Here is a 23,543-nt window from a genome sequence, read left to right on the forward strand (position 1 = left end):
CCCTGTCCAGGTCAAATACTCTTCACCTGAAACCTAGCCAGACTATGGATAATCAGCTTTGGTCAAACACCAGGGGGCTAACCCCATAACCAGATAATTCCCAAATGAATTCCACGTCTGCAGGAGGTGGCGGTGTCAAATTGAATTATTATAAGATTTGGAGTTATTGAGTAATTTTTTTATATATTGCTATGGATATTCTGACATTAGGCTGGGTTTCTGTACTGGTTTTGTTCACTTGGTCAATCTCAATGGTTGTCTGGGGTCGTAACGGATTTTAACAGTATCGTGGAAAATCCCGTAATCACTATGTTGTTCTTTGCTGCCGCTGGATTATTAGTGGTGGTCAGCGGAGGAATCATTTATCTAACTGCTGCTGAGTGGCGCGATCGCCGCCGCCAAAAGCGGGATAAATAGGGATGAAAATCTGACAGCGGATGGCTGGGGGTTTTTATCCCTCTAAACCAAGCACTACCAACTTAATAACTCAAGCAAACAAGCAAACGTTAATTTGTTTTGTTTGAAGAGAGTCCTAGGAGCGTAAATCCTTGGACTCACTTGATATCGCTAAAGCTTATTCGTTCTAAATCAATACTAAAATTTATAATCCGTGATGTCACATGACGGAACATGCTTTTATAGTTTCTGGTCAGTATCTGAGTGATCATCTTGATGATCCCGACATCGTAGTTGTCGATTGCCGTTTTGCTCTATCTGATCCAAACCAGGGGTATGAACAGTATAAAGTTAGCCATATCCCGGGCGCTCACTATCTCGATTTGAATAAGGACCTTTCGAGACCAGTAGAGCGTCATGGTGGGCGTCATCCTTTGCCTGAACCTGGGAAGTTAGCCCAGAAATTAGCAGGGATTGGTGTGAATTTCCGAAAAACCCTAGTGATTGCCTATGATGATTCCCGTTTTGCGTTTGCATCCCGCTTTTGGTGGCTGCTGCGCTACTTGGGACACGACCAAGTGGCGTTGCTGGATGGGGGTTGGACCCGATGGCATTCCCAAGGGTATCCAGTATCTGATCAAGAGCCTACCACAAAACCAGGAATATTTGTAGAACAGTTGCGCTCTGATTGGGTGGTGGATATTAATACTGTGAAAGTACGTAAAGATCTGCCAGAGGTGGCGTTGGTAGATTCTAGGGAAAGCGATCGCTATTTAGGTAAACGAGAACCGATTGACCCTGTTGCCGGTCACATTCCTGGTGCCATCAACTACCCTTGGCATGGTGTCACGGACACCAATGGTTATTTGCAACCATTAGCATCCCAACAACAGCGCTGGACTGAGCTGGAGAACAAACAAGAAATTCTAGTTTATTGTGGTTCTGGTGTAACCGCTTGTGTCAATCTCTTCTCCCTGGCATTGGCAGGAATTAACACTGGCAAGCTCTATGCTGGGAGTTGGAGTGACTGGTGCTCTTATCTGTAATTTTCCCCACCGGTTGACGTTGCTTGCTTTGAGGAACTGTGGCACTACCCAAAGCAAGCAACAGGTTAGGTATGTTGCTTGCGCAAAAGCTTGCCAGTCCCGTTAAACTACCACTACTTTGATACTTCTGATTGTTTCGATCTGAGTTGCTACCCTTCTCCCTAGAACTTAACTGAAGTGGTGCGACAAGGCCCGAGCTTCCCAACTCCTAGGTCGCCACTCCGCGAACGCGATAGGAACGCGCACCAAGACAGAGGAGGGAAAATTTGGCATCCTATCCTCAAAATCCTGAAATTATCCCCCTATTGCTTACTCTTTCACTAGGTAAGTACAGATAAGTCATCTCTATCAGTAGTAATCAAATCACTAATTACCACTAACTAGTTAAGTCTTAGGTAATTACTAATTTACTAGCTAAAAACTGCTAGAATAAAAAATTATATTAAAGATTATATAGAAAATTGTTAGGTTTAAGTAAATATGCATTGTCCACTGAAACGTATGTCTATTTTTGTAGACGGCAATAATATGTTTTACGCCCAACAAAAGAATGGGTGGTTTTTTGATCCTAGGCGGGTTTTAGACTACTTTAAAAACGAGCCTGGTATTACTCTAGTTAATGCATTTTGGTACACCGGACTCAAAGATCCTCAAGACCAGCGGGGGTTCCGAGATGCTCTAATTAGTCTAGGATACACGGTTCGTACTAAAATTTTAAAGGAATATTATGATGATAACTCGGGTCGCTATTCACAAAAGGCTAATTTAGACATAGAAATTGTTGTGGATATGTTTAATACTGTGGAACAGTATGATAAAGTTATCTTGTTTAGTGGAGATGGAGATTTTGAACGAGCAATTGAATTACTGCGTTCTAAAAATACTCATATTACGGTGGTTTCCACAGAAGGGATGATTGCTAGGGAACTGAGGAATGCCACTGACCGTTATATTGATCTAAATGATGTCCGTGATCAAATTGAAAAAATTGATTCATAGTTATAATTATAAACAAAGCAAACTGTCGGTCTAGTTGACTGACGACCGTTCTCTTCAAATCACTGACTATCAACCAATCGAGTTAGTTATGAACCAGCAACCTCAATCAGAACGCATTATCATTTTTGACACTACCCTCCGGGATGGGGAACAATCTCCTGGAGCAACCCTCAATGTGGATGAGAAGCTGATTATTGCTCACCAACTGGCACGATTGAGAGTAGATGTGATTGAAGCAGGCTTTCCCTACGCTAGTCCTGGGGATTTTGAGGCGGTGCAAAAAATTGCTGAAGCTGTGGGCATAGAATCTGGACCAACGATTTGTGGTCTAGCACGGGCAAGTCGTGATGATATCAAGGCGGCGGCGAATGCCCTCAAACCGGCAGCTAATGCCCGTATTCACACTTTCATTGCTACTTCGGATATTCATCTGGAGTACAAACTGAGGAAGACTAGAAAGGAAGTGTTAGAGATTGCGCCAGAAATGGTGGCTTATGCGAAGTCTTTTGTGGATGATGTGGAATTTTCCCCGGAGGATGCAGGGCGCAGCGATCCCGAGTATCTCTACGAAGTCCTGGAACGGGTAATCGATGCGGGGGCTACTACGGTTAATATTCCTGATACTGTAGGTTACACTACCCCAAGCGAATTTGGTGGCTTGATTCGTGGGATTAAGGAAAATGTTCCCAATATTGACCGGGCAATTATTTCTGTCCATGGTCATAATGATTTAGGTCTGGCAGTGGCTAATTTCCTGGAAGCCGTGAAAAATGGAGCCAGGCAACTGGAATGCACGATTAATGGTATTGGAGAACGGGCTGGTAATGCGGCTTTGGAAGAGTTGGTAATGGCATTACATGTCCGCCGTCAGTATTTTAATCCTTTCTTCGGACGCCCCCCAGAGTCGAAGGAACCCCTAAGCACTATTGATACTCGTCAGATTTACAAGACATCCCGTCTGGTTTCGAGTCTTACGGGGATGTTGGTGCAGCCGAATAAGGCAATCGTGGGCTCGAATGCTTTTGCTCATGAGTCTGGTATTCACCAGGATGGGGTCCTTAAGCACAAGCTGACCTATGAAATCATGGATGCCGAGTCGATTGGGTTAAAGGAAAATCAGATTGTACTGGGTAAACTATCCGGTCGCAATGCTTTCCGTTCTCGCCTCAAGGAGTTGGGCTATGAGTTGTCGGATAATGACCTGAATAAGGCGTTTGTTCGCTTCAAAGAGGTGGCGGATAAGAAGAAGGAGATTACGGATTGGGATTTAGAAGCCATTGTTAATGATGAAATTTACCAGGCACCGGAAGTGTTTCACTTAGAGTTGGTGCAGGTGTCCTGTGGGGATCGTGCTAATCCTACGGCTACGATTACGCTGCGAACACCTACCGGTGAAGAACTTAGTGATGCTGCTATTGGTACTGGTCCGGTGGATGCGGTGTACAAGGCCATTAATCGGGTGGTGAATGTGCCTAATGAACTGATTGAGTTTTCGGTGCAATCGGTAACAGCAGGCATTGATGCTCTTGGGGAAGTGACTATTCGTTTGCGGCACGATGAACGGGTCTATTCGGGTTATGCGGCGAATACGGATATTATTGTGGCTTCAGCACAAGCCTATGTGAATGCGCTTAACCGACTGTATTCAGCCATGCAGAACGGGAAGTTGAGTAATGATCCTGAGTTATCGATAGGATCTCGAGCAGGGGTCTGATCTCAAATTGTTATGGAAAATACAATAGACCTCTTGCATAAGTCTCATAAACCTTGGTCAAGACAAGGCAATAGGCATGCTAGCAATAGGCATGCTAGCAATAGGCATGCTAGCAATGCTGATCTAAGCTGATCTAAAAGGCAAAGCTCTGCATAGCTTGCTTTTCAATAATTATTAAATAATTGTCCCACTGCTTGAAACGGTGGGATTTATTTTTGGTGAAAGGTTTTTGTTGACCCACATTCCGCAATTTACAGTGTAATACGTAATAATTAGGGCTTATGTGTAGCTTTTATAACACATAAACTCAAAAAAATCCCCAAGCTACACAGGATTAGGGTATTACTTTCTATACTATAAAGTAATCTGCGGAATGTGGGAATGATGACTGACTAGAGAATGCAAATCTTTGCACATCCGATGGTTAACCGCAAGAGCTGCTCTGGGACAGCCTCGATCACAAAAAAAATAGTGTACCTATACGCCCTGTTGTTTGTCAAGTACGATGTATAGCGCGTAGCGCTATACCAATAAATTCATACTTAAATTCAGCAACGCCCAACATGGGATTACCCTGCTCGGGTACCTTGACAGGGGTTGCAAAATCCTTAATACTCACTGCCATGGCAAAACAGGTTTTTGCAGAAGTCGTTCTGGAATCTAAATTCAGTTAAAATGATACCTGATATACAGTACACTGTCGCCAATGATATTCAAAAAGTAATTGAAGAAGCGTGCCATGAACTCGGTGCTTTCTATGTAACCCATGATGGGTTTGACAGTGGTTTTGTTGATCAACTCTTTGTCGAGTTAAGGGCATTCTTCAATCTGTCTCAAGGGGCGAAGATGGCATCTAAGGCTGACTTCGACAACTACTACATGGGGTTCCGACCGATTGGCAGCGAGAAAAGTATACTTGGTGGAGACTATGAGCAATGTGAGCAATACAAGCTCGGGTTCGTGAAACGGCCGAACGGTACGAGCTACTCAAATATCTCGGAGCGTCTTTCGAATGATGTCTTTCAAAACAAGACTACTCGGATGTTCTGGGAGAACGTCCGGAAATTATCCGATTCCCTGCAAGGCTATTTTGCCAGCATTCTTGGTTTCAATGCTGACTATTTTGACCAGTTTATGGACAACCCCCTGCATAACCTTGGTCTGAACTATTATCCTAGTAACCCTGAACCGCAGGACAGACTATTTCCTCATGTAGATTTCAGTATGTTTTCGATTATCATCCAAGAGTCACCGGGGCTCCTCATCAAAGCTCGAAGCGGCGACTGGATTGAGGCACCGGTTATGAAAGGTAAGCTCCTAGTCATAATTGGCGAGTACCTAAAACGATGGTCAAACGGGTACCTCTGGGCACCTCCACACAGAGTCAAAGGAAATAACAGTAAGGAACGATACGCAGTTGTATACAAGCAGCGGCCAAGCTTCAATACCGTTATATCGATTCCGGGAAAACCGGATGTTCATGTCGGAAATTTGTACGAAAAAAAGTTGCAGTCGATCGTTGGAAATTTTCCACAAGCTACGGAGTACAAAACAGCCAATCTGGGTTAGGATGGCAACGCCCCTTCCATAGGTAACGATCCAACACCGCGTCCAGGTCGTGCTAAAGATCTAGTGGTTTGGCTACGGTCTGGTCAAGGTAACGGAAGCTAAAATCACTACTTATTTACCACTACCAATATAATGTTATATCACTACTTATTTATCACTACCCGATGTTGTTGGGGCCAAGACGATTGGTGCGACGTCGATTTTGGTGAGAACTGGCAAGTATGCAAAGCAACCCTTGGCCATAGAAGAGACTCAGATCGATTATGAGATTTATTCCCTAGGGGATCTACCAGAGCTTTTAGCTCGGTTGAGTTAGAACCAAGTAACCGTTTTAAGAGGTATAAGTTAGGAAATAGTATTGCGTATGTCAGCTGCCCAGCTAAACACTCACAAAAAACACCAACGTCACACAGAGTCAGGTTTTTACTATTTTGCTTATGGCTCTTGTATGTGTCCAGTAGATTTAAAGCGATCGCTTAGGGAAGATACCCATAATTTTGTGATTGGTACTGCTACTCTCAAGGATTATCATATCGGTTTTTACAGCAAATCTCCAAGTCGTAATTGTGGCACGCTAGATGTGGTGAAAACTCCTGGCTCAAGGGTTGAAGGAGTTTTGTATCATTTACCTTGGCGGGTGAGTGAAGCTTTGGATCTGCGGGAAGGTGTGCCTCACAGTATCTACCAACACGAAATGGTAAATGTCCACTGTCAAAATAAGTTGTATCAGGGCGTTCGGACTTATGTGGTGGTGAATAAGTTAGACCGGGAAATGGCTCCTAATGATTGGTATTTCGATGTGGTACTTCGGGGTGCTATTACCTGTGGGATATCTGAGGAGTATTGCTGGAAGTTGTTTGATCATATGCACCAGTTGCAACGAAAGGCGAGCTGAGGATTGCTATTTGAAGTAGGGAGTAGGGAGTAGGGAGTAGGGAGTAGGGAATAGGGAGTAGGGAGTAGGGAGTAGTTGATGTAGGGTGGGCAGTAAGTATCATCCCGATGGTAAGCTTTGGAATTGGTATTATTACTGCCCACCTTACGATTTATTTTACTCTATTTTACAATAGCAGTTGATGTAGGGTGGGCAGTAAGTATCATCCCGATGGTAAGCTTTGGAATTGGTATTATTACTGCCCACCTTACGATTAATTTTAATCTATTTTACCATTAATTTTCTGTTGGTGGGCAGTGCCGATTTAACTGACTACAATCTGGTAAATTCTTAAGAAGCACTGCCCACCCTACGATTAATTTTATCAAAAATATAGAAAAAAACTAGTTGATGTAGATGTAGGGTAGGCAGTAAGTATCATCCCGATGGTAAGCTTTGGAATTGGTATTATTACTGCCCACCTTACGATTTATTTTATTATATTTTACCCTTGATTTTCTGTTGGTGGGCAGTGCCGATTTAACTGACTACAATCTGGTAAATTCTTAGGAAGCACTGCCCACCCTAGGATTTATTTTATCAAAAATATAGAAAAAAACTAGTTGATGTAGATGTAGGGTGGGCAGTAAGTATCATCCCGATGGTAAGCTTTGGAATTGGTATTATTACTGCCCACATTACGATTTATTTTGCTCTATTTTAGAATTTATTTTCTGCTGGTGGGCAGTGCCGATTTAACTGACTACAATCTGGTAAATTCTTAGGAAGCACTGCCCACCCTACGATTTATTTTATCAAAAATATAGACAAAAACTAGTTGATGTAGATGTAGGGTGGGCAGTAAGTATCTTGCCGATGGTAAGCTTTGGAATTGGTATTATTACTGCCCACATTACGATTTATTTTGCTCTATTTTAGAATTTATTTTCTGCTGGTGGGCAGTGCCGATTTAACTGACTACAATCTGGTAAATTCTTAGGAAGCACTGCCCACCCTACGATTTATTTTATCAAAAATATAGACAAAAACTAGTTGATGTAGATGTAGGGTGGGCAGTAAGTATCTTGCCGATGGTAAGCTTTGGAATTGGTATTATTACTGCCCACATTACGATTTATTTTGCTCTATTTTAGAATTTATTTTCTGCTGGTGGGCAGTGCCGATTTAACTGACTACAATCTGGTAAATTCTTAGGAAGCACTGCCCACCCTACGATTTATTTTATCAAAAATATAGACAAAAACTAGTTGATGTAGATGTAGGGTGGGCAGTAAGTATCTTGCCGATGGTAAGCTTTGGAATTGGTATTATTACTGCCCACATTACGATTTATTTTGCTCTATTTTAGAATTTATTTTCTGCTGGTGGGCAGTGCCGATTTAACTGACTACAATCTGGTAAATTCTTAGGAAGCACTGCCCACCCTACGATTTATTTTATCAAAAATATAGACAAAAACTAGTTGATGTAGATGTAGGGTGGGCAGTAAGTATCTTGCCGATGGTAAGCTTTGGAATTGGTATTATTACTGCCCACATTACGATTTATTTTATTATATTTTACCCTTGATTTTCTGTTGGTGGGCAGTGCCGATTTAACTTTCTACAACCTTAAAAATTTCTAGGAAGCACTGCCCACCCTACGATTTATTTTATCAAAAATATAGACAAAAACTAGTTGATGTAGATGTAGGGTGGGCAGTAAGTATCTTGCCGATGGTAAGCTTTGGAATTGGTATTATTACTGCCCACATTACGATTTATTTTGCTCTATTTTAGAATTTATTTTCTGCTGGTGGGCAGTGCCGATTTAACTGACTACAATCTGGTAAATTCTTAGGAAGCACTGCCCACCCTACGATTTATTTTATCAAAAATATAGACAAAAACTAGTTGATGTAGATGTAGGGTGGGCAGTAAGTATCTTGCCGATGGTAAGCTTTGGAATTGGTATTATTACTGCCCACATTACGATTTATTTTATTATATTTTACCCTTGATTTTCTGTTGGTGGGCAGTGCCGATTTAACTTTCTACAACCTTAAAAATTTCTAGGAAGCACTGCCCACCCTACGATTTATTTTATCAAAAATATAGACAAAAACTAGTTGATGTAGATGTAGGGTGGGCAGTAAGTATCTTGCCGATGGTAAGCTTTGGAATTGGTATTATTACTGCCCACATTACGATTTATTTTGCTCTATTTTAGAATTTATTTTCTGCTGGTGGGCAGTGCCGATTTAACTGACTACAATCTGGTAAATTCTTAGGAAGCACTGCCCACCCTACGATTTATTTTATCAAAAATATAGACAAAAACTAGTTGATGTAGATGTAGGGTGGGCAGTAAGTATCTTGCCGATGGTAAGCTTTGGAATTGGTATTATTACTGCCCACATTACGATTTATTTTATTATATTTTACCCTTGATTTTCTGTTGGTGGGCAGTGCCGATTTAACTTTCTACAACCTTAAAAATTTCTAGGAAGCACTGCCCACCCTACGATTAATTTTACTATCAGACAGATACACAGATTTTTTTTATATTCCCTATTCCCTATTTCCTGTTCCCGTCTTGATGCAGTCGCTCATGGGGGAAACCACGGCAGTCGCTCATGGGGGGGACCCCCAAGACCGCGCTGCATCGCTGTTCCCTGTTCCCTAAAGCCCAGTAATCTATACTAACCGAATTAAAAAATATAGATTTAATCGTTATCAAAATTTATCCAATCTTTCCATTCTTGATTTTCTTGATAATAGTCTTTCATGGCTTCTGCTTGTTGGGCTAAAATGCGACGACGTTCTTCTAGAGGAAGTTGTTGAAAAGCTTGACGTTCCATTGAATGATTTTGTGCAGTTTCAGGTACGATTAAAATAACTTCTATGGTTTGTCCTACCGGTAAATTTGGAAGGGAAATCTCAAGGCGGTTGCCTTGTTGAACGGTTGTGGTTAGATAGTGGGTTTGTTTCATTACAGCAGTTTTCAATTGCTTTAGGTATAAAGTCTTGGGTTTTAGGGAGCAGGGAGCAGGAAATAGGCAATAGGCATGCTAGCAATAGGCAATAGTAGCGTGCGCGTAGCGCTTAAGCTTAATTATTAGATTAATTATACCAAAAAAATAGACAAATAAAAACTAGTTTATATTCCCATAATACCCATATTTCGTAATAAAAAAAAATCTAAATCCCTTGATAATTAATTAATTAATATATTAATAGTATGAGCCATTTACAGGAATCACGATTCATGACCAAGAACATTCCACCTAGCTCTGATGACAATAACACCCCAGAAAACCCTGGTCGCAAACCTAAGAAAGTCAAGCTGATCTTGATCGGTTCTCCTGAAAAAGTTTGGAAGACAATTATTGCCCTTTATGGCCTTAAATACGCCTATCCCAACGAGTGGAGCACTCCGGATCCTACGGGGAAGCCTGATGAGATTATGACTTTTTTGATTCGCTATTTTTACGTAGACTAGGATAGTAATTTGCCAGCGATGCAGCGCGGTCTTGGGGAGGCAGCGCGGTCTTGGGGGTCCCCCCGGAGACGAAACCTGTTTATTGTGGAGCCTTTATAGTTAGCAGGTTATGCAGAAAAGGGTTCAATATTTGTTAATAGCGTGATTTGCGCGGTCTTGGGGGTTTCCCCCATGAGCGACTGCATCAAGACAAGGCTCCACTATCTTACGGTAACTTCAAACCATGAGCGACTGCCGTGGTTTCCCCCATGAGCGACTGCATCAAGACAGGGTTTTGACCCCCTGGCGACCATGAGTGAAACTTGTTTTGTGGAGGTTAGTTTACTGAGTTAGGATGTTGTTGTTTTGAATCAGTTGCTGAGGTAAGTGGTATAGCGCTACGCGCAAGGCAAGAGGCAAAAGGCAAGAGGCAATAGCTGAATATAATAGCTTTTACTGCTTTTATAAATGTCAAACACCTTAATGCATAGTGCTATAAGTGGTTAGTGATCAGTGGTCAGCCTTTTGCTGATCAGCTGATAGCTGATAGCTGATAACTGATAGCTGATAAGCTGTTCGCGTAGCGTGCGCGTAGCGCTTAAGCTAATAAGCTAAGCTTTATTTGTAGTGGCTTATATAATAGAAATCGGTCAAGAATTGGTTAACCAAACCTTGACCGATTTTTTTTTGGTAAGCAGTCAGCGGTCAGCGGTCAGTGGTCAGTAGTCAGCGGTCAGTGGTCAGTGGTCAGCGGTCAGCGGTCAGTGGTCAGCGGTCAGCAGACGTAACTCAGCATTATTCAAAAGTTTAGCTGTTTTATTCAAAAGCTGATAACTGATAACTGATAACTGATAGCTGATAGCTGATGGCTAATGGCTGATAGCTTACAAACAAACTTCAGGTTACTTCATGGCACTTCAGATGGGTGAAGCTCTAAGAAGATATTTGTGATTATTTCTTCACAGATAAACAAAATTTGTGAACTTCTTGTCTCAATGTTACTCAACTAATGAATAATACTCTAAACTAATCATAGGACTACCTAAGGGCTGCATCTCATTTTTGCCGTTTGATACGGTGGTGCGTTACGGGCAGCAACATAACTCTGGCGGTTGAAACGGAAAATGATCGCCCCCCTAACGCACCCTACGCCTTAAATTCCCATTAGCAGCGATCGCCTATGATTAGTAAAGAAGCTTTCGAGGAAAAATTCAAGACCATGCCCTGGAAAAGGCGACAAGTGTTGGAGGCGGTGGTTGGTGGCAAGACAGATGAGGAAATCAGAGAAAAGGTGCTGAAAGTTTATGATATATCTACGGTAAGAAAGCATATTTCTAATCTATATAAAGATTTTGATATTGAAGCTAACGGTTATAATTGTCGTTGTGAGTTAGTTGAAATCGTTAATACCTATAAGCCGGAGTTAGTGGCTGAGCAAGTATTAAACGAGTGCAACTTATCGCTTCGACCTAGAGCAACTCAAGAGATATATATTGAGCGCCCACCTATTGAAGGTCGTTGTTATCAGGAAATTGTTAAACCGGGAGCGTTAATTCGGATTAAAGCACCGAAACGGATGGGCAAAACCTTACTGATTCAGCAGATTATCGCCCATAGTGAAAAACAGGGTTATGCTCAGGTTTATTTAAATATGAATGAGCTACCTTTCACTAATTTGGATAGCTTTTTACAATCGTTTTGTGTACGAGTGTCTGACAACTTAGGATTGCCAGATCAGTTAGACAGTTATTGGAAAAAGCGTTTACCCAGCAAGGTAAATTGCAAACGATACTTAGAGCAGTATTTATTAAAGTCTTTAGATAGTCCGGTAGTTTTGTGTTTGGATGAAGTAGAGCAAGTCTTTTCTCATCAAGAGGTGGCTGAAGGGTTTCTGACATTGCTGCGTAGTTGGCATGAAGATGCTAAGAGTAAAGAGGTTTGGAAAAAATTACGGTTGATTGTAGTTTATGCTACAGACGTTTACGTTACCTTACCTACTGAACAGTCGCCGTTTAATGTGGGATTACAGATAGAATTACTAGAGTTTACTGAGCAGCAGGTGAAGAGCTTTGCTCAGGCTTATGGGTTGAAGTTGTCTGGAGATTCAGTAACGAAACTGATGGCAATGGTGGGGGGACATCCTGATTTATTGTCCCAAGCCTTTGATTATCTCAAGAATCACCAAGCAGCAGAGAAGACACTGGATACCCTTTTGGCTAATGCCCCGACAGAAGCCGGAATTTATGGCAGTCATCTCCGTCAACTCTTAACTAGTATTCAAGAGCATCCGGAATTGCTGGATGCTATTAAACTATTAGTTAGTACCACCAACCCGGTGCGGCTGGATGCTACTATCACTCGCAAGTTGGAAAGTATGGGTCTGGTGCAACGCTATGGCAATGATTGTAGTTTGATATCTAATTTGTATCGTCTGTATTTTAGCGATCGCATTTTGGGGAAAAGGGAGTAGGGAGTAGGGAGTAGGGAGTAGGCAAGAGGCAAGAGGCAAGAGGCAAGAGGCAAGAGGCAATAATAGGGAGTAGGGGGAATATGATTATTATCAATAGAGTAGGAAGTACGATAACAATGAGGAAAAATATAGGAATTCTATTTCCTATGAGGTACAAATAGATCCCCCTAAATCCCCCTTAATAAGGGGGACTTTGAGGTTGAAAAGCGTATCTCATATAGATCCCCCTAAATCCCCCTTAATAAGGGGGACTTTGAGGTTGAAAAGCTTACCTCATAACTGCGATAAACTCTATATCAGGTATACAGGATTTTTTCACTATTCCCTATTCCCTGCTCCCTGCTCCCTGCTCCCTGCTCCCTATTCCCTGTTCCCTATTCCCTGTTCCCTTTCCAACCATGACCAATCAACAATCAACAATCTACAAAGTAGGAGGTAGTTTACCTCAGGATGAACCGACTTATGTGACCAGACAAGCGGATCACGAGCTTTTTCAGGCATTGATGGCTGGGGAGTTTTGTTATGTGCTGAATTCCCGACAGATGGGTAAGTCTAGTTTGCGGGTAAGAACGATAAAACGTTTAAAAGAAGAGGGATTTGCTTGCGCGTCTATCGATCTGACAGTGATTGGTAAAGAAGATATCACGGTGTCGATGTGGTATGAAAGTTTGATTATGTTATTGGTCGATGATTTTGAGCTTTTCGGAACGTTTGATGAAGACAGTTGGTTAGAGGAGCGTGCTAAAATCTCTCCGGTATTGTGCTTAAGTAAGTTTATTGAGCAGATCGTGTTAACTAGTATTCCAGGTAAAGTTGTTATTTTTCTGGATGAAATTGATAGTATTATTAAAGTTAAGTTTAAAGATGATTTCTTTGCGTTAATTAGAGCCTGTTACAATCAACGAGCCGAAAAGCCAGCTTACAATCGTCTCACCTTTTGTTTGCTGGGGGTGGCAACTGCAGCAGATTTAATTCAGGATAAACAGCGCACTCCGTTTAATATTGGTCAGGATATTCAGTTGACTGGGTTTACCTTTGAGGAAGCCAAACAGCCTTTAGTTCCCGGTTTGGTAGGTAAGGTGGATAATCCTGAACAGGTGTTAGGTGAGATAGTCAACTGGACGGGAGGACAACCGTTTCTGACTCAGCGCCTCTGTCGTTTAGTGGTTCAGACTTGGGAATCGGGCAATAGTCTTTCGGTGGAACAGATAGTGCGTAGGCGGATCATAGACAATTGGGAAGCCCAGGATGAACAGGAGCATTTGAAGACCATACGCGATCGCATTCTCAGACATGAGCAACGGGCTGGGATGCTGTTGGGTTTGTATCAGCAAGTGTTGGATCACGGGTGTATAGCTGCTGATGGGAGTGAGGAACAGACGGAATTAAGGTTATCGGGGCTGGTGGTTGAGCGTGATGGCTGTTTGGAAGTTAACAATCGGATTTATGGTGAGGTTTTCAATTCCGATTGGGTCAAGACAGAATTGGCTAGACTACGCCCCTACTCTGAAGCGTTTACCGCTTGGGTTTCTTCTGGGTGTAAGGATGAGTCTTTTTTGTTGCGGGGGAGAGCATTAGAGCAGGCGGAACAATGGTCTAGGGGAAAAGCCTTAAGCGATTTGGATTCCCAGTTCTTAAGAGCTAGTCAGGTTTTAGATAAGCGAGAAGTCCAAAAGGCTTTGGCGGCTGAGAAAGAGGCTAGTGAGATATTAGCTAAGGCTAAAGAGCAAGCAGAAGCGTTGTTAGCAGAAGCCAAATTAGTGGCACGACTAGAACGGAAAGCCCTCGGTATTTTACGACAGTTACCGGATAATAATGTTTACTACGGCACCAATACAACAGGGGAAACCCTTTTGTACCAGGCCATGGACAATGGGCAAGATCTATTCAATATAGTAAAAGATGGTCGCCCCCTGGAGCAATATCCTGCTACTAGTCCTCTATATGCCCTCCACCAGAGTATTAGTCAATTTCGAAAAGGGGCTGTGCTCACCGGGCATCAGGACTCGCTATGGAGTGTAGCCTTCAGCCCGGATGGAAAGAGGCTGGCCACTGCTTCAGGAGACGGCACTGCCAGAATTTGGGACAACCAGGGCAATCAAATCGCCCTGCTCACCGGACATCAGGACTCGGTAAGGAGTGTAGCCTTCAGCCCGGATGGAAAGAGGCTGGCCACTGCTTCAGTTGACAAAACTGCCAGAATTTGGGACAACCAGGGCAATCAAATCGCCCTGCTCACCCGGCATAAGAACTGGGTAACAAGTGTAGCCTTCAGCCCGGATGGAAAGAGGCTGGCCACTGCTTCAGGAGACGGCACTCTCAGAATTTGGGACTTACAGGGCAATCAATTAGCCCTGCTCACCCGGCATCAGTTCAGGGTAACAAGTGTAGCCTTCAGCCCGGATGGACAGAAGCTGGCCACTGCTTCAGTTGACGGCACTGCCAGAATTTGGGACAACCAGGGCAATCAAATCGCCGTGCTCACCGGGCATCAGAACGGGGTATTAAGTGTAGCCTTCAGCCCGGATGGACAGAAGCTGGCCACTGCTTCAGTTGACGGCACTGCCAGAATTTGGAATTTACAGGGCAATAAAATCGCCGTGCTCACCGGGCATCAAAACTGGGTATTAAGTGTAGCCTTCAGCCCGGATGGAAAGAGGCTTGCCACTGCTTCAGTTGACAAAACTGCCAGAATTTGGGACAACCAGGGCAATCAATTAGCCCTGCTCACCGGGCATCAGGACTGGGTATTAAGTGTAACCTTCAGCCCGGATGGACAGAGGCTGGCAACTGCTTCATCTAACAAAACTGCCAGAATTTGGGACTTACAGGTCAATCAATTAGCCCTGCTCACCCGGCATCATTTCAGGGTAAATAGTGTAGCTTTCAGCCCCAATGGCAAGAAGCTGGCCACTGGTTCAGCAGACGGCACTGCCAGAATTTGGGACTTACAGGGCAATCAAATCGCCCTGCTCACAGGGCATCAGTCCAGAGTAAATAGTGTAGCCTTCAGCCCCAATGGACAGAAGCTGGCCACTGCTTCAGCAGACGGCACTGCCAGAATTTGGGACTTACAGGGCAATCCCTTAGCCGTACTCAGAGGGCATCAGTCCAGGGTAAATAGTGTAGCCTTCAACCCCAATGGACAGAAGCTGGCCACTGCTTCACGGGACATGATTGCTAGAATTTGGGACAACCACGGCAATCAAATCGCTACACTCAAAGGCCATCAGGACTCGGTAACGAGTGTAGTATTCAGCCCGGATGGAGAGAGGCTGGCCACTGGTTCAGCAGACAACACTGCCAGACTTTGGGACAACTACGGCAATCAAATCGCCGTGCTCACTGGGCATCAATCCAGGGTAAATAGTGTAGCCTTAAGCTCGGATGGACAGAAGCTGGCCACTGGTTCAGCAGACGGCACTGCCAGAATTTGGGACTTACAGGGCAATCCCTTAGCCGTACTCACCGGGCATCAGGACAAGGTGTGGAGTGTAGCCTTCAGCCCCAATGGACAGAAGCTGGCCACTGGTTCAGCAGACGGCACTGCCAGAATTTGGGACTTACAGGGCAATCCCTTAGCCGTATTCACAGGGCATCAAGACTGGGTAAATAGTGTAGCCTTCAGCCCGGATGGACAGAGGCTGGCCACTGCTTCACGGGACGGCACTGCCAGAATTTGGAAGGTTGAAAGTTTAGGCGAGCTGCTGCGTCGGGGCTGTGACTTGCTGGAAGATTACTTTGTTAGGAATCCTGGAGCTAAGGAGAAGTTATGGGTATGCCTTAGGGAAAAGGGAACAGGGAACAGGGAACAGGGAACAGGGAATAGGCAATAGGTTCAACGGTGAGGTTCAGAAGTTCGGTTAAGAAAGTTCAATTCCTGGAGATATCCCCTAACCGCCCTTAGCAAGGCAGGATTATAAAATGGATAAATTAGAAAACTATCGCCAAATTATTCGTCAAACCTTAACCCCTTATGTTAGCATTGATTACTCTAATGTTAATATCCGTAACCATGCAGCATTTGACCGAGAAACAGACCAATATTTAATTATTTCTGAAGGATGGAATAACCAAGAACATCTTCATAGTTGTTTGATTCATGTCGGAATTATTAATTCTAAAATTTGGATTCAATGTGACAATACTGAAGACGGCATTGCTAATGATTTAGTGGCAGCCGGTATTCCAAAAAGTGATATTGTTTTAGCTTTTCATCCTCCAGATGTTCGCAAATTTACTGAGTTTGCTGTTAGTTAAAATCCGGTTATGTTGCGTGGAACAGGCTTCCAGCCTGTGGCAATTTTCGGAAGGGCACATGATTAGACTTCTTGCAGAAGTCGGGAACAGGGAACAGGGAACAGGGAATAGTGGAGAATAATTGACGCAAACACTATCATAAAATTACTTTTGCAAGAGGTCTATTGATGATCAATTGGTTAATGGTTGATGATTTGCCCACCCTACCCTTACTTACAACCACAAAATGGAGATAAAATGTCCCTAATTCAAGAAGATATCGAACAAACGTTTAGGCAACTCGTTCACCAGTGGCGGGAAGAAACCAGAGGAATTTCATCAACCACTCAAGCAGCTATGCATCCTGCTTATCAACAAATTATTGGCATGGGAAAAGAAGCAATTCCGTTATTATTAAGGGAACTTGAACAAAAATCTGGACGGTGGTTTTGGGCTTTAAAATCCATTACTAGAGAAGATCCTGTTCAAGAAGAACATCAGGGTAATACTCAAGAAATGATTAAAGCATGGCTAAATTGGGGACTCCGTAACGGTTATAAATGGTAGGCTTTGCCCACCAAACCCCTACTGACTTTGATTATTTGCCCACCCTACTACCTTGCTGTTAGGTTGCGCATTTACTTGTCTTCCATCGCAGCAGCAATACGTTTGCGGACGCTGGGAGAGCGAAATCCTAGTATAATATCTTTGGGAGAAACACCCCGCTCAATTAATTCACGATCAATATAAATCTCAGTGCTATTGTGCTGTATCCAGATTTGACCTTCGATTAGCTCAAGATGCATAGCGCAGCCATAGATGCGGTACTCATTACGCCATTCGTTGTGGAAAACCAAATAACAATCCCGTTCTCTATCAAAGATAAGTTGAGCATTGAGATCATAACTAGCAAAACTTTCTAAAAATTCGCAGGTAATTTGGCGATATTGATCTAATTTATCCATTGGTCAATAACCTCATCATCCCCATCGTAAACAATTAATCGGACTTGATATCTTTCAATCACAGTTTTTGCAGGTTCAAATCGAATGAACATTTGGTAGGTATCTTTGGGAATCGCCAGATACAAAATTCGTTCTGGCTCATCAGAGATTTCTAAAGCAATCCGATAGTTAAGAAACTGACCAAGAGCGGTGTGAAATTGAGAGATAGTTGAGCCACCGGCAAAGCTTTTAACCTCCACTGCTATTTTACAACCTTCTTTCTCAGCAGCGATCGCTCTTCAGAGCGCGCCAAAGGCGATCGCTTCTTCCGCAGCCAGATCGATATAGATATCAGCCATGCCGTAGCGCAGTTGATAGGGATCGTGAGTAATCAGCCAACCATCTTTTTGTAGAGCTGTTTTAACTGTATTGTGGAAAATATCTTTGGCCATACTTTGATTATTATAATGAAATTCCCAACACTGGCGGTGCGTTACGGGACGGGCTGTCCCAACACTACCAGACGGAAAATCAGTGCGAGCCCGTCCCTAACACACCCTACTGAACTTGGTTATTGGCTCACTAATTCATTAAACCGCTTTAGGATTTTGAGAACCTGCTCCAAGCCTGTCTTATTCCGAAGGGAAAATGAATCTGACTCACCATACTTGGGTGTATTGTCTTTGCTCAGTTTTAGGAAAATAAAATCTGGGCCATTGGTGATAAATCCAAAAGCAGGTCTTTTTGATTCAATATTTCCTAGCATATAACTTAGTGCTTGGGGGATGCCAACTTCCAGGGAGTAATCGGCTCGTTTGGCTTCGATGACTAATACCCAAAATTCTGGAGTATAGATCAGTAGGTCAAGTCGTCCGGTAATAATTGTTTCTTGATCTTGGGAAGTAATTTCTACGACTTTCTCTGCAGTAATATAAAAGGGAGGACGATAAAAACCAGCTAGTTTCAATAATGGGGAAAGTACTACCATTTTGACAATGGTTTCCACCATTGGGCGCTCTGATAAGTGGAGATAGTCTTTCTTTATTTCGTTTAGCTCTTTTTTTTCTAATTCTGTTAGTTCTGGTAAATCATCTTGCCACTCCTGAAAGAATTGCTCATCATCGGTGCGCTCTAAGCCAAACTTTACTCTTAAATCGTATAGGGTAATTTGGTTAGCTGGAATTGCGGTAACCATGGCTTGATTGATTTACTCATCCTATATTAATAATTATAGCAAAACTGTTGTATAGCAAAGGGAACAGGGAATAGGGAATAGGGAACAGATGTAGGGTGGGCAGTAAGGATCATACCGATGCTAAAGTTTGAAATGAGTATGATTACTGCCCACCTTCCGATTAATTTGACTCTGATGGTGGGCAGTGCCAATAATCTCTAGTACCAGCTCGAAATTTATTAGGAATCACTGCCCACCCTACGATTAATTTGACTCTGATGGTGGGCAGTGCCAATAACCCCTAGTACCAGCTCGAAATTTATTAGGAATCACTGCCCACCCTACGATTAATTTGACTCTGATGGTGGGCAGTGCCAATAACCCCTAGTACCAGCTCGAAATTTATTAGGAATCACTGCCCACCCTACGATTAATTTGACTCTGATGGTGGGCAGTGCCAATAATCTCTAGTACCAGCTCGAAATTTATTAGGAATCACTGCCCACCTTCCGATTAATTTGACTCTGATGGTGGGCAGTGCCAATAATCTCTAGTACCAGCTCGAAATTTATTAGGAATCACTGCCCACCCTACGATTAATTTGACTCTGATGGTGGGCAGTGCCAATAACCCCTAGTACCAGCTCGAAATTTATTAGGAATCACTGCCCACCCTACGATTAATTTGACTCTGATGGTGGGCAGTGCCAATAACCCCTAGTACCAGCTCGAAATTTATTAGGAATCACTGCCCACCCTACGATTAATTTGACTCTGATGGTGGGCAGTGCCAATAACCCCTAGTACCAGCTCGAAATTTATTAGGAATCACTGCCCACCCTACGATTAATTGTACTATAGCGGTTTTTAGCTTAATGAGGTATACAGATTTTTTCCCAGATCCGCTGTTCCCAGATCCGCTGTTCCGAGATCCGCTGTTCCCTAAAACCAGGAAATCTGTACCTCACCAAATTCAAAACCGCTATAACCTAGACTCTAAATATCTAAATCGTTTAGATTGAGTCGAGCGCCATAGGTTTCAATGAATTGGCGGCGAGGAGCAACCCGGTCTCCCATGAGTACAGTAAAGATTCTGTCTGCTTCAGCAGCATCTTCGATTTCGATTTGCTTCATGGTGCGAGTTTCGGGATTCATGGTGGTGTCCCACAACTGCTGTGGCATCATTTCACCTAATCCTTTGAATCGTTGGATGTTATAGTTAGCGTTTTCAGGAAATTGGCTAATCCGCTGTTGTAGTTCGCGATCGCTATAACAATAGTTATGGTTGCGACCTCGTTCTAGTTTATATAAGGGAGGACAAGCGATGTAGATGTACCCTTGGTCCACAAGGGCTCGTTGATAGCGGTAGAAGAAGGTTAGTAATAAAGTACGGATGTGAGCGCCATCCACATCAGCATCAGTCATAATTACAATGCGGTGGTAGCGTAAATTGGACGGATCGAATTCTTCTCCTTTAATCCCTAGCCCTAGGGCTGTAATTAGGGATTGGATTTCTGTGTTCTTGTAAATTTTGGCATCATCAGTTTTCTCAATGTTGAGGATTTTTCCACGGAGGGGGAGAATGGCTTGAAATTGGCGATCGCGTCCTTGTTTAGCACTGTTGTGAACAAACACCCCACTCTCTAAAGCGAAGTTATGGGTATGAGGCACTTCTATATCATAAACATCTACCAATTGTTCTAGGGATTCAATGGAAACAACTTGGTAGTTATAGTTAGCAACAGCTTCACAAACCTGTGTCTGATTACCCCCAAAAGCGGAATAAACTTCTTTGTTTTGGGTTTTGACTTGTGCCTGTTTCCTGATTTCTGCTAGTGGCCGATACAGAGGCATTAGCAAATCATCAGGGGTCAGAGATACTGCTGGCTTATAACTACCATCTTGCAACATGAAGCGGTGATCGGGAGTGCAAATAATGGTTTCTGAGTTATCTAAGGTAAGTTTGATGACTTTAGCATTGGCTTTGGTCATCCTGGGATTGATAATCCGTTCTATTCCGATGCTGCCGTTATTGGTAATGGTGTAGCAAAAATGCTCTTTACCCATAGCTTGTTCAGCTACAAGTTCCTTGAAGCTCAAGGAGCGTCCATCAGCCAGGGCAACCTGTGTCTCTCCAGAAAAACATCCCCCTGCACTATCCCCCTCAACGATAAATATCTCTGATTCCCCTGGGTCCCGAGAACTACAATCGGCTAACTTACCGGGTAAGGGAGAAGACTCTAGTACTGACTTGCGCCGCACTAATTCACGAGCACGACGAGCAGCTTCTGCCGCTTTATAGGCCTGAATGGCTTTTTCTAAGATCGTATCAACTACTTGGGGACGAAAATCCAGGTATTCAGTCAATACTTCCCCAACTAGGGAATCTACAATGCCCCTTACTTCTGTATTTCCCAGTTTAGTTTTGGTTTGACCTTCAAATTCTGGCTCTGGGACTTTGACAGAAATCACCCCAGTTAATCCTTCTCGGACATTCTCACCACCTAGGTTAGACTCACTTTCTTTGATTTTATTGCGCTTGCGTGCGATCGCATTCATGGTTCGGGTCAAGACAGTCTTGAGCCCTTCCAAGTGGGTACCACCATCAATGGTGCGAATATTGTTAGCAAAACCCAGCAAATTATCACTATAGGCATCAATGCACCATTGTAGTGCCACTTCCACTTGGATACTTTTGCGTTCCCCTTGTATGTAGATAATCTCCTCGTGTAGGGGGTGCTTTTCTCGGTTCATGTAAGCGACATACTCCTGGATACCTCCCTCGTAGTGATAGGCTTCTACTCTGGGTTCTTCCAGGCGATGGTCTGAGAAGGTAATTTTAACACCAGCATTCAGGTAAGCCAGTTCTCGGAGACGTCCGGATAAGGTAGTGTAATCAAACTCAATACCGCCAGTAAAGATTTCGGTATCTGGCTTGAAGTTTACTGAGGTACCAGTGTGGTTTTTTTTATAGGGCTTGACGAGTAGTTCAGTCATGGGCACACCCCGCTCATAGCGCTGGGTATGTTCTTTTTTCTCCCGCCACACCGTTACATCTACCCACTCAGACAGAGCATTCACTACGGAAACACCAACACCGTGCAATCCTCCAGAGACTTTATAGCCGCCACCACCAAATTTACCACCGGCATGAAGTACGGTCATTACGGTTTCCAGTGCTGATTTCCCTGTGGTAGGGTGGGTGTCCGTAGGAACTCCTCGTCCGTCATCGGTAACGGTTACGGAACCATTGCTATTGATATCAACTTCGATGTGAGTACAATACCCAGCCAGCGCTTCATCGATGGAATTGTCTACAACTTCGTAGACTAGATGATGGAGACCCCTAGGTCCAGTTGTCCCGATGTACATCCCTGGGCGTTTCCGCACCGGTTCGAGACCTTCTAGAACTTGAATCTGATCGGCACTGTAACTACTCGTCATAATCTTTCGGGGTTCTCTGTTAAAAGCTTTGAAAGGCTATGATTTATCAAAAATGATAAAACACCAAAAGATTGTAGCACAAAAGCCTTATAGGCGACCACAGCCCACTTTCATAGATTATTTCTATAGGGGATTGACTATATAGTTTATGACCTTATCAGTGGGTCAGTGGTCGAGTTGATCGCGAATGCCACAATGGAAGATGAAACAGCCCTCCGCCCAAAACTCAACACTTAACACTGAGCACTCAGCAGTAATCGTAATTTGCGGTGCCACAGCCACAGGTAAGTCTAGTCTAGGAATAGCATTAGCCCAGCGCGTTAGTTCAATAATTCTTAATGCTGATTCTCGTCAGGTTTACCGAGAATTTGATATTGGAACCGCTAAGCCGACACTAGCTCAACAACAGCAGGTACCCCATTATCTGATCGACATCTGTGACCCAACCGAAACCTTAACTGTAGCTGATTATCAACAGCAAGCCCAGGAAATTATAGCTAGCAAACACAGGAAACAAAAGGAATACCAGCTAGATCAAGCAGATTTAAACAATAAACCTCTTTTCTTAGTTGGTGGTACTGGTTTATATATCAAATCGGTAGTGCGGGGGTTAAAAATTCCTCGGGTTGCGCCTCAGGAAGATTTGCGTCCGCAACTAGCTGCTCTTGGTCAAGCTCAGCTCTATAACTTCCTCCAACAGATTGACCCTGTTGCTGCTCAGAAGATTCATCCCAATGACCAAGTGCGGACATTGCGGGCATTGGAAGTATTTTATGTAACTGGAATTCCGATATCACAGCAGCAGGGAGAGAATCCTCCTAATTATCCAATTCTCCAGATTGGTTTGGAATGTCGGGATTCTGAAACTATTACCCAGCGGATTGCTCAGCGTACTGACCAAATGTTAGCAGAAGGTTTTGTGGCTGAGGTGGAAACTATTGTTGAGAAGTATGGATGGAATTTACCGTTACTGGATACCTTGGGATATCGGGAATTTAAAGATTATCTTGCTGGTAACTTATCCCTTGATCAGGCCAGAGAGTTAACTGTTGTCCACACTCGCCAATTTGCTAAACGTCAACGCACTTGGTTTAAGGCTTATCCTGAGATTGAATGGTTTGATGCGGATTGTCCTGATTTGTTGGATAAGGTTTGGCAACGGATAGAAAGTTTTTTCTAATAATTTAGAATGCGC

23 protein-coding genes and 1 pseudogene are annotated in these 23,543 nt (G+C 43.3%); 16 read left to right on the forward strand and 8 right to left on the reverse strand.

The window, feature by feature from the left end; all coding sequences use genetic code 11:
• Window positions 1-191: 191 nt before the first annotated feature.
• From petN to BJP34_RS05510, 8 genes are all read left to right on the forward strand, one after another.
• Window positions 192-281, forward strand: coding sequence for a cytochrome b6-f complex subunit PetN (gene petN / locus BJP34_RS36130; protein ID WP_010871354.1), 90 nt, complete (start codon window positions 192-194; stop codon window positions 279-281).
• 7 nt (window positions 282-288) lie between these two features.
• Window positions 289-417, forward strand: a complete 129-nt coding sequence (locus BJP34_RS48425; RefSeq protein ID WP_267876490.1) for a hypothetical protein — start codon at window positions 289-291, stop codon at window positions 415-417.
• 203 nt (window positions 418-620) lie between these two features.
• The gene (locus tag BJP34_RS05490) at window positions 621-1,442 is read left to right on the forward strand and encodes a sulfurtransferase (RefSeq protein ID WP_070391476.1); all 822 of its coding nucleotides are present in this window, start codon (window positions 621-623) and stop codon (window positions 1,440-1,442) included.
• Between the two features lie 501 nt (window positions 1,443-1,943).
• Window positions 1,944-2,441 (forward strand): NYN domain-containing protein, encoded by a 498-nt coding sequence (locus BJP34_RS05495; protein ID WP_008190373.1) that lies wholly within the window; start codon window positions 1,944-1,946, stop codon window positions 2,439-2,441.
• A gap of 88 nt (window positions 2,442-2,529) precedes the next feature.
• Window positions 2,530-4,155 (forward strand): 2-isopropylmalate synthase, encoded by a 1,626-nt coding sequence (locus tag BJP34_RS05500; RefSeq protein WP_070396505.1) that lies wholly within the window; start codon window positions 2,530-2,532, stop codon window positions 4,153-4,155.
• 675 nt (window positions 4,156-4,830) lie between these two features.
• Window positions 4,831-5,724: a 2OG-Fe(II) oxygenase family protein gene (locus tag BJP34_RS05505; RefSeq protein WP_070391477.1), complete on the forward strand. Its 894-nt coding sequence runs from the start codon at window positions 4,831-4,833 to the stop codon at window positions 5,722-5,724.
• A gap of 139 nt (window positions 5,725-5,863) precedes the next feature.
• Complete coding sequence (locus BJP34_RS50305; protein ID WP_083305018.1) at window positions 5,864-6,040, forward strand: HAD hydrolase-like protein; 177 nt, start codon at window positions 5,864-5,866, stop codon at window positions 6,038-6,040.
• 48 nt (window positions 6,041-6,088) lie between these two features.
• Window positions 6,089-6,619 (forward strand): gamma-glutamylcyclotransferase, encoded by a 531-nt coding sequence (locus tag BJP34_RS05510; RefSeq protein WP_070391478.1) that lies wholly within the window; start codon window positions 6,089-6,091, stop codon window positions 6,617-6,619.
• Here the strand turns inward: BJP34_RS05510 and BJP34_RS42495 are convergent.
• A complete protein-coding gene (locus tag BJP34_RS42495) occupies window positions 6,586-6,762 on the reverse strand; it encodes a hypothetical protein (RefSeq protein WP_158517029.1) in 177 nt (58 codons plus the stop codon). The two genes, BJP34_RS05510 and BJP34_RS42495, sit on opposite strands and share 34 nt — an antisense overlap.
• A 2,561-nt stretch (window positions 6,763-9,323) precedes the next feature.
• The gene (locus BJP34_RS05515; RefSeq protein WP_229424252.1) at window positions 9,324-9,605 is read right to left on the reverse strand and encodes a hypothetical protein; all 282 of its coding nucleotides are present in this window, start codon (window positions 9,603-9,605) and stop codon (window positions 9,324-9,326) included.
• Between the two features lie 260 nt (window positions 9,606-9,865).
• Between BJP34_RS05515 and BJP34_RS05520 the strand changes: the two genes are divergently transcribed.
• Both BJP34_RS05520 and BJP34_RS05525 read left to right on the forward strand, forming a co-directional pair.
• A complete protein-coding gene (locus tag BJP34_RS05520) occupies window positions 9,866-10,099 on the forward strand; it encodes a hypothetical protein (protein WP_070391480.1) in 234 nt (77 codons plus the stop codon).
• 1,159 nt (window positions 10,100-11,258) lie between these two features.
• The gene (locus BJP34_RS05525) at window positions 11,259-12,548 is read left to right on the forward strand and encodes an AAA-like domain-containing protein (RefSeq protein WP_070391481.1); all 1,290 of its coding nucleotides are present in this window, start codon (window positions 11,259-11,261) and stop codon (window positions 12,546-12,548) included.
• Here the strand turns inward: BJP34_RS05525 and BJP34_RS48430 are convergent.
• Window positions 12,517-12,642 carry a hypothetical protein gene (locus tag BJP34_RS48430; RefSeq protein ID WP_267876491.1) on the reverse strand — a complete coding sequence of 42 codons (126 nt, stop codon included), beginning with the start codon at window positions 12,640-12,642 and terminating at the stop codon, window positions 12,517-12,519. The genes BJP34_RS05525 and BJP34_RS48430 overlap by 32 nt on opposite strands.
• Window positions 12,643-12,807: 165 nt before the next feature.
• Between BJP34_RS48430 and BJP34_RS42500 the strand changes: the two genes are divergently transcribed.
• The 3 genes from BJP34_RS42500 to BJP34_RS05535 all read left to right on the forward strand — a co-directional run bounded on the left by BJP34_RS42500 (window position 12,808) and on the right by BJP34_RS05535 (window position 16,808).
• The gene (locus BJP34_RS42500; RefSeq protein WP_158517030.1) at window positions 12,808-12,987 is read left to right on the forward strand and encodes a hypothetical protein; all 180 of its coding nucleotides are present in this window, start codon (window positions 12,808-12,810) and stop codon (window positions 12,985-12,987) included.
• On the forward strand, window positions 12,947-16,384 hold the full coding sequence (locus BJP34_RS05530) for an eIF2A-related protein (protein WP_070391482.1): 3,438 nt from the start codon (window positions 12,947-12,949) through the stop codon (window positions 16,382-16,384). Before BJP34_RS42500 ends, BJP34_RS05530 begins: the two co-directional genes overlap by 41 nt.
• 88 nt (window positions 16,385-16,472) lie before the next feature.
• Window positions 16,473-16,808, forward strand: a complete 336-nt coding sequence (locus BJP34_RS05535) for a XisI protein (RefSeq protein WP_070391483.1) — start codon at window positions 16,473-16,475, stop codon at window positions 16,806-16,808.
• Between the two features lie 7 nt (window positions 16,809-16,815).
• Here BJP34_RS05535 and BJP34_RS48435 read toward each other — a convergent pair whose 3' ends face one another.
• Window positions 16,816-16,938, reverse strand: a complete 123-nt coding sequence (locus tag BJP34_RS48435; protein ID WP_267876492.1) for a hypothetical protein — start codon at window positions 16,936-16,938, stop codon at window positions 16,816-16,818.
• A gap of 59 nt (window positions 16,939-16,997) precedes the next feature.
• Between BJP34_RS48435 and BJP34_RS05540 the strand changes: the two genes are divergently transcribed.
• Window positions 16,998-17,354 carry a hypothetical protein gene (locus tag BJP34_RS05540; protein WP_229415211.1) on the forward strand — a complete coding sequence of 119 codons (357 nt, stop codon included), beginning with the start codon at window positions 16,998-17,000 and terminating at the stop codon, window positions 17,352-17,354.
• A 71-nt stretch (window positions 17,355-17,425) separates the two neighbouring features.
• Here the strand turns inward: BJP34_RS05540 and BJP34_RS05545 are convergent, their stop codons facing one another.
• From BJP34_RS05545 to BJP34_RS05555, 3 genes and pseudogenes are all read right to left on the reverse strand, one after another.
• Entirely contained in the window at window positions 17,426-17,752 is a 327-nt protein-coding gene (locus BJP34_RS05545; protein WP_070391484.1) for a XisI protein, read from the reverse strand.
• Window positions 17,740-18,183, reverse strand: a pseudogene (locus BJP34_RS05550) (XisH family protein). Before BJP34_RS05550 ends, BJP34_RS05545 begins: the two are co-directional and overlap by 13 nt.
• A gap of 119 nt (window positions 18,184-18,302) precedes the next feature.
• Entirely contained in the window at window positions 18,303-18,926 is a 624-nt protein-coding gene (locus tag BJP34_RS05555; RefSeq protein WP_070391485.1) for a type I restriction endonuclease, read from the reverse strand.
• A gap of 853 nt (window positions 18,927-19,779) precedes the next feature.
• On the opposite strand from BJP34_RS05555, the gene BJP34_RS42505 reads away from it, so the two are divergent.
• Entirely contained in the window at window positions 19,780-19,926 is a 147-nt protein-coding gene (locus BJP34_RS42505; protein WP_158517031.1) for a hypothetical protein, read from the forward strand.
• On the opposite strand, the gene gyrB is transcribed toward BJP34_RS42505, so the two are convergent.
• Window positions 19,901-22,348, reverse strand: a complete 2,448-nt coding sequence (gene gyrB, locus BJP34_RS05560; RefSeq protein ID WP_070391486.1) for a DNA topoisomerase (ATP-hydrolyzing) subunit B — start codon at window positions 22,346-22,348, stop codon at window positions 19,901-19,903. The genes BJP34_RS42505 and gyrB overlap by 26 nt on opposite strands.
• A gap of 202 nt (window positions 22,349-22,550) precedes the next feature.
• Between gyrB and miaA the strand changes: the two genes are divergently transcribed.
• Window positions 22,551-23,528, forward strand: coding sequence for a tRNA (adenosine(37)-N6)-dimethylallyltransferase MiaA (gene miaA / locus BJP34_RS05565; protein ID WP_070396507.1), 978 nt, complete (start codon window positions 22,551-22,553; stop codon window positions 23,526-23,528).
• Window positions 23,529-23,543 lie beyond the last annotated feature (15 nt).

Source organism: Moorena producens PAL-8-15-08-1 (assembly GCF_001767235.1).
Classification (GTDB): Bacteria; Cyanobacteriota; Cyanobacteriia; order Cyanobacteriales; family Coleofasciculaceae; genus Moorena; species Moorena producens_A.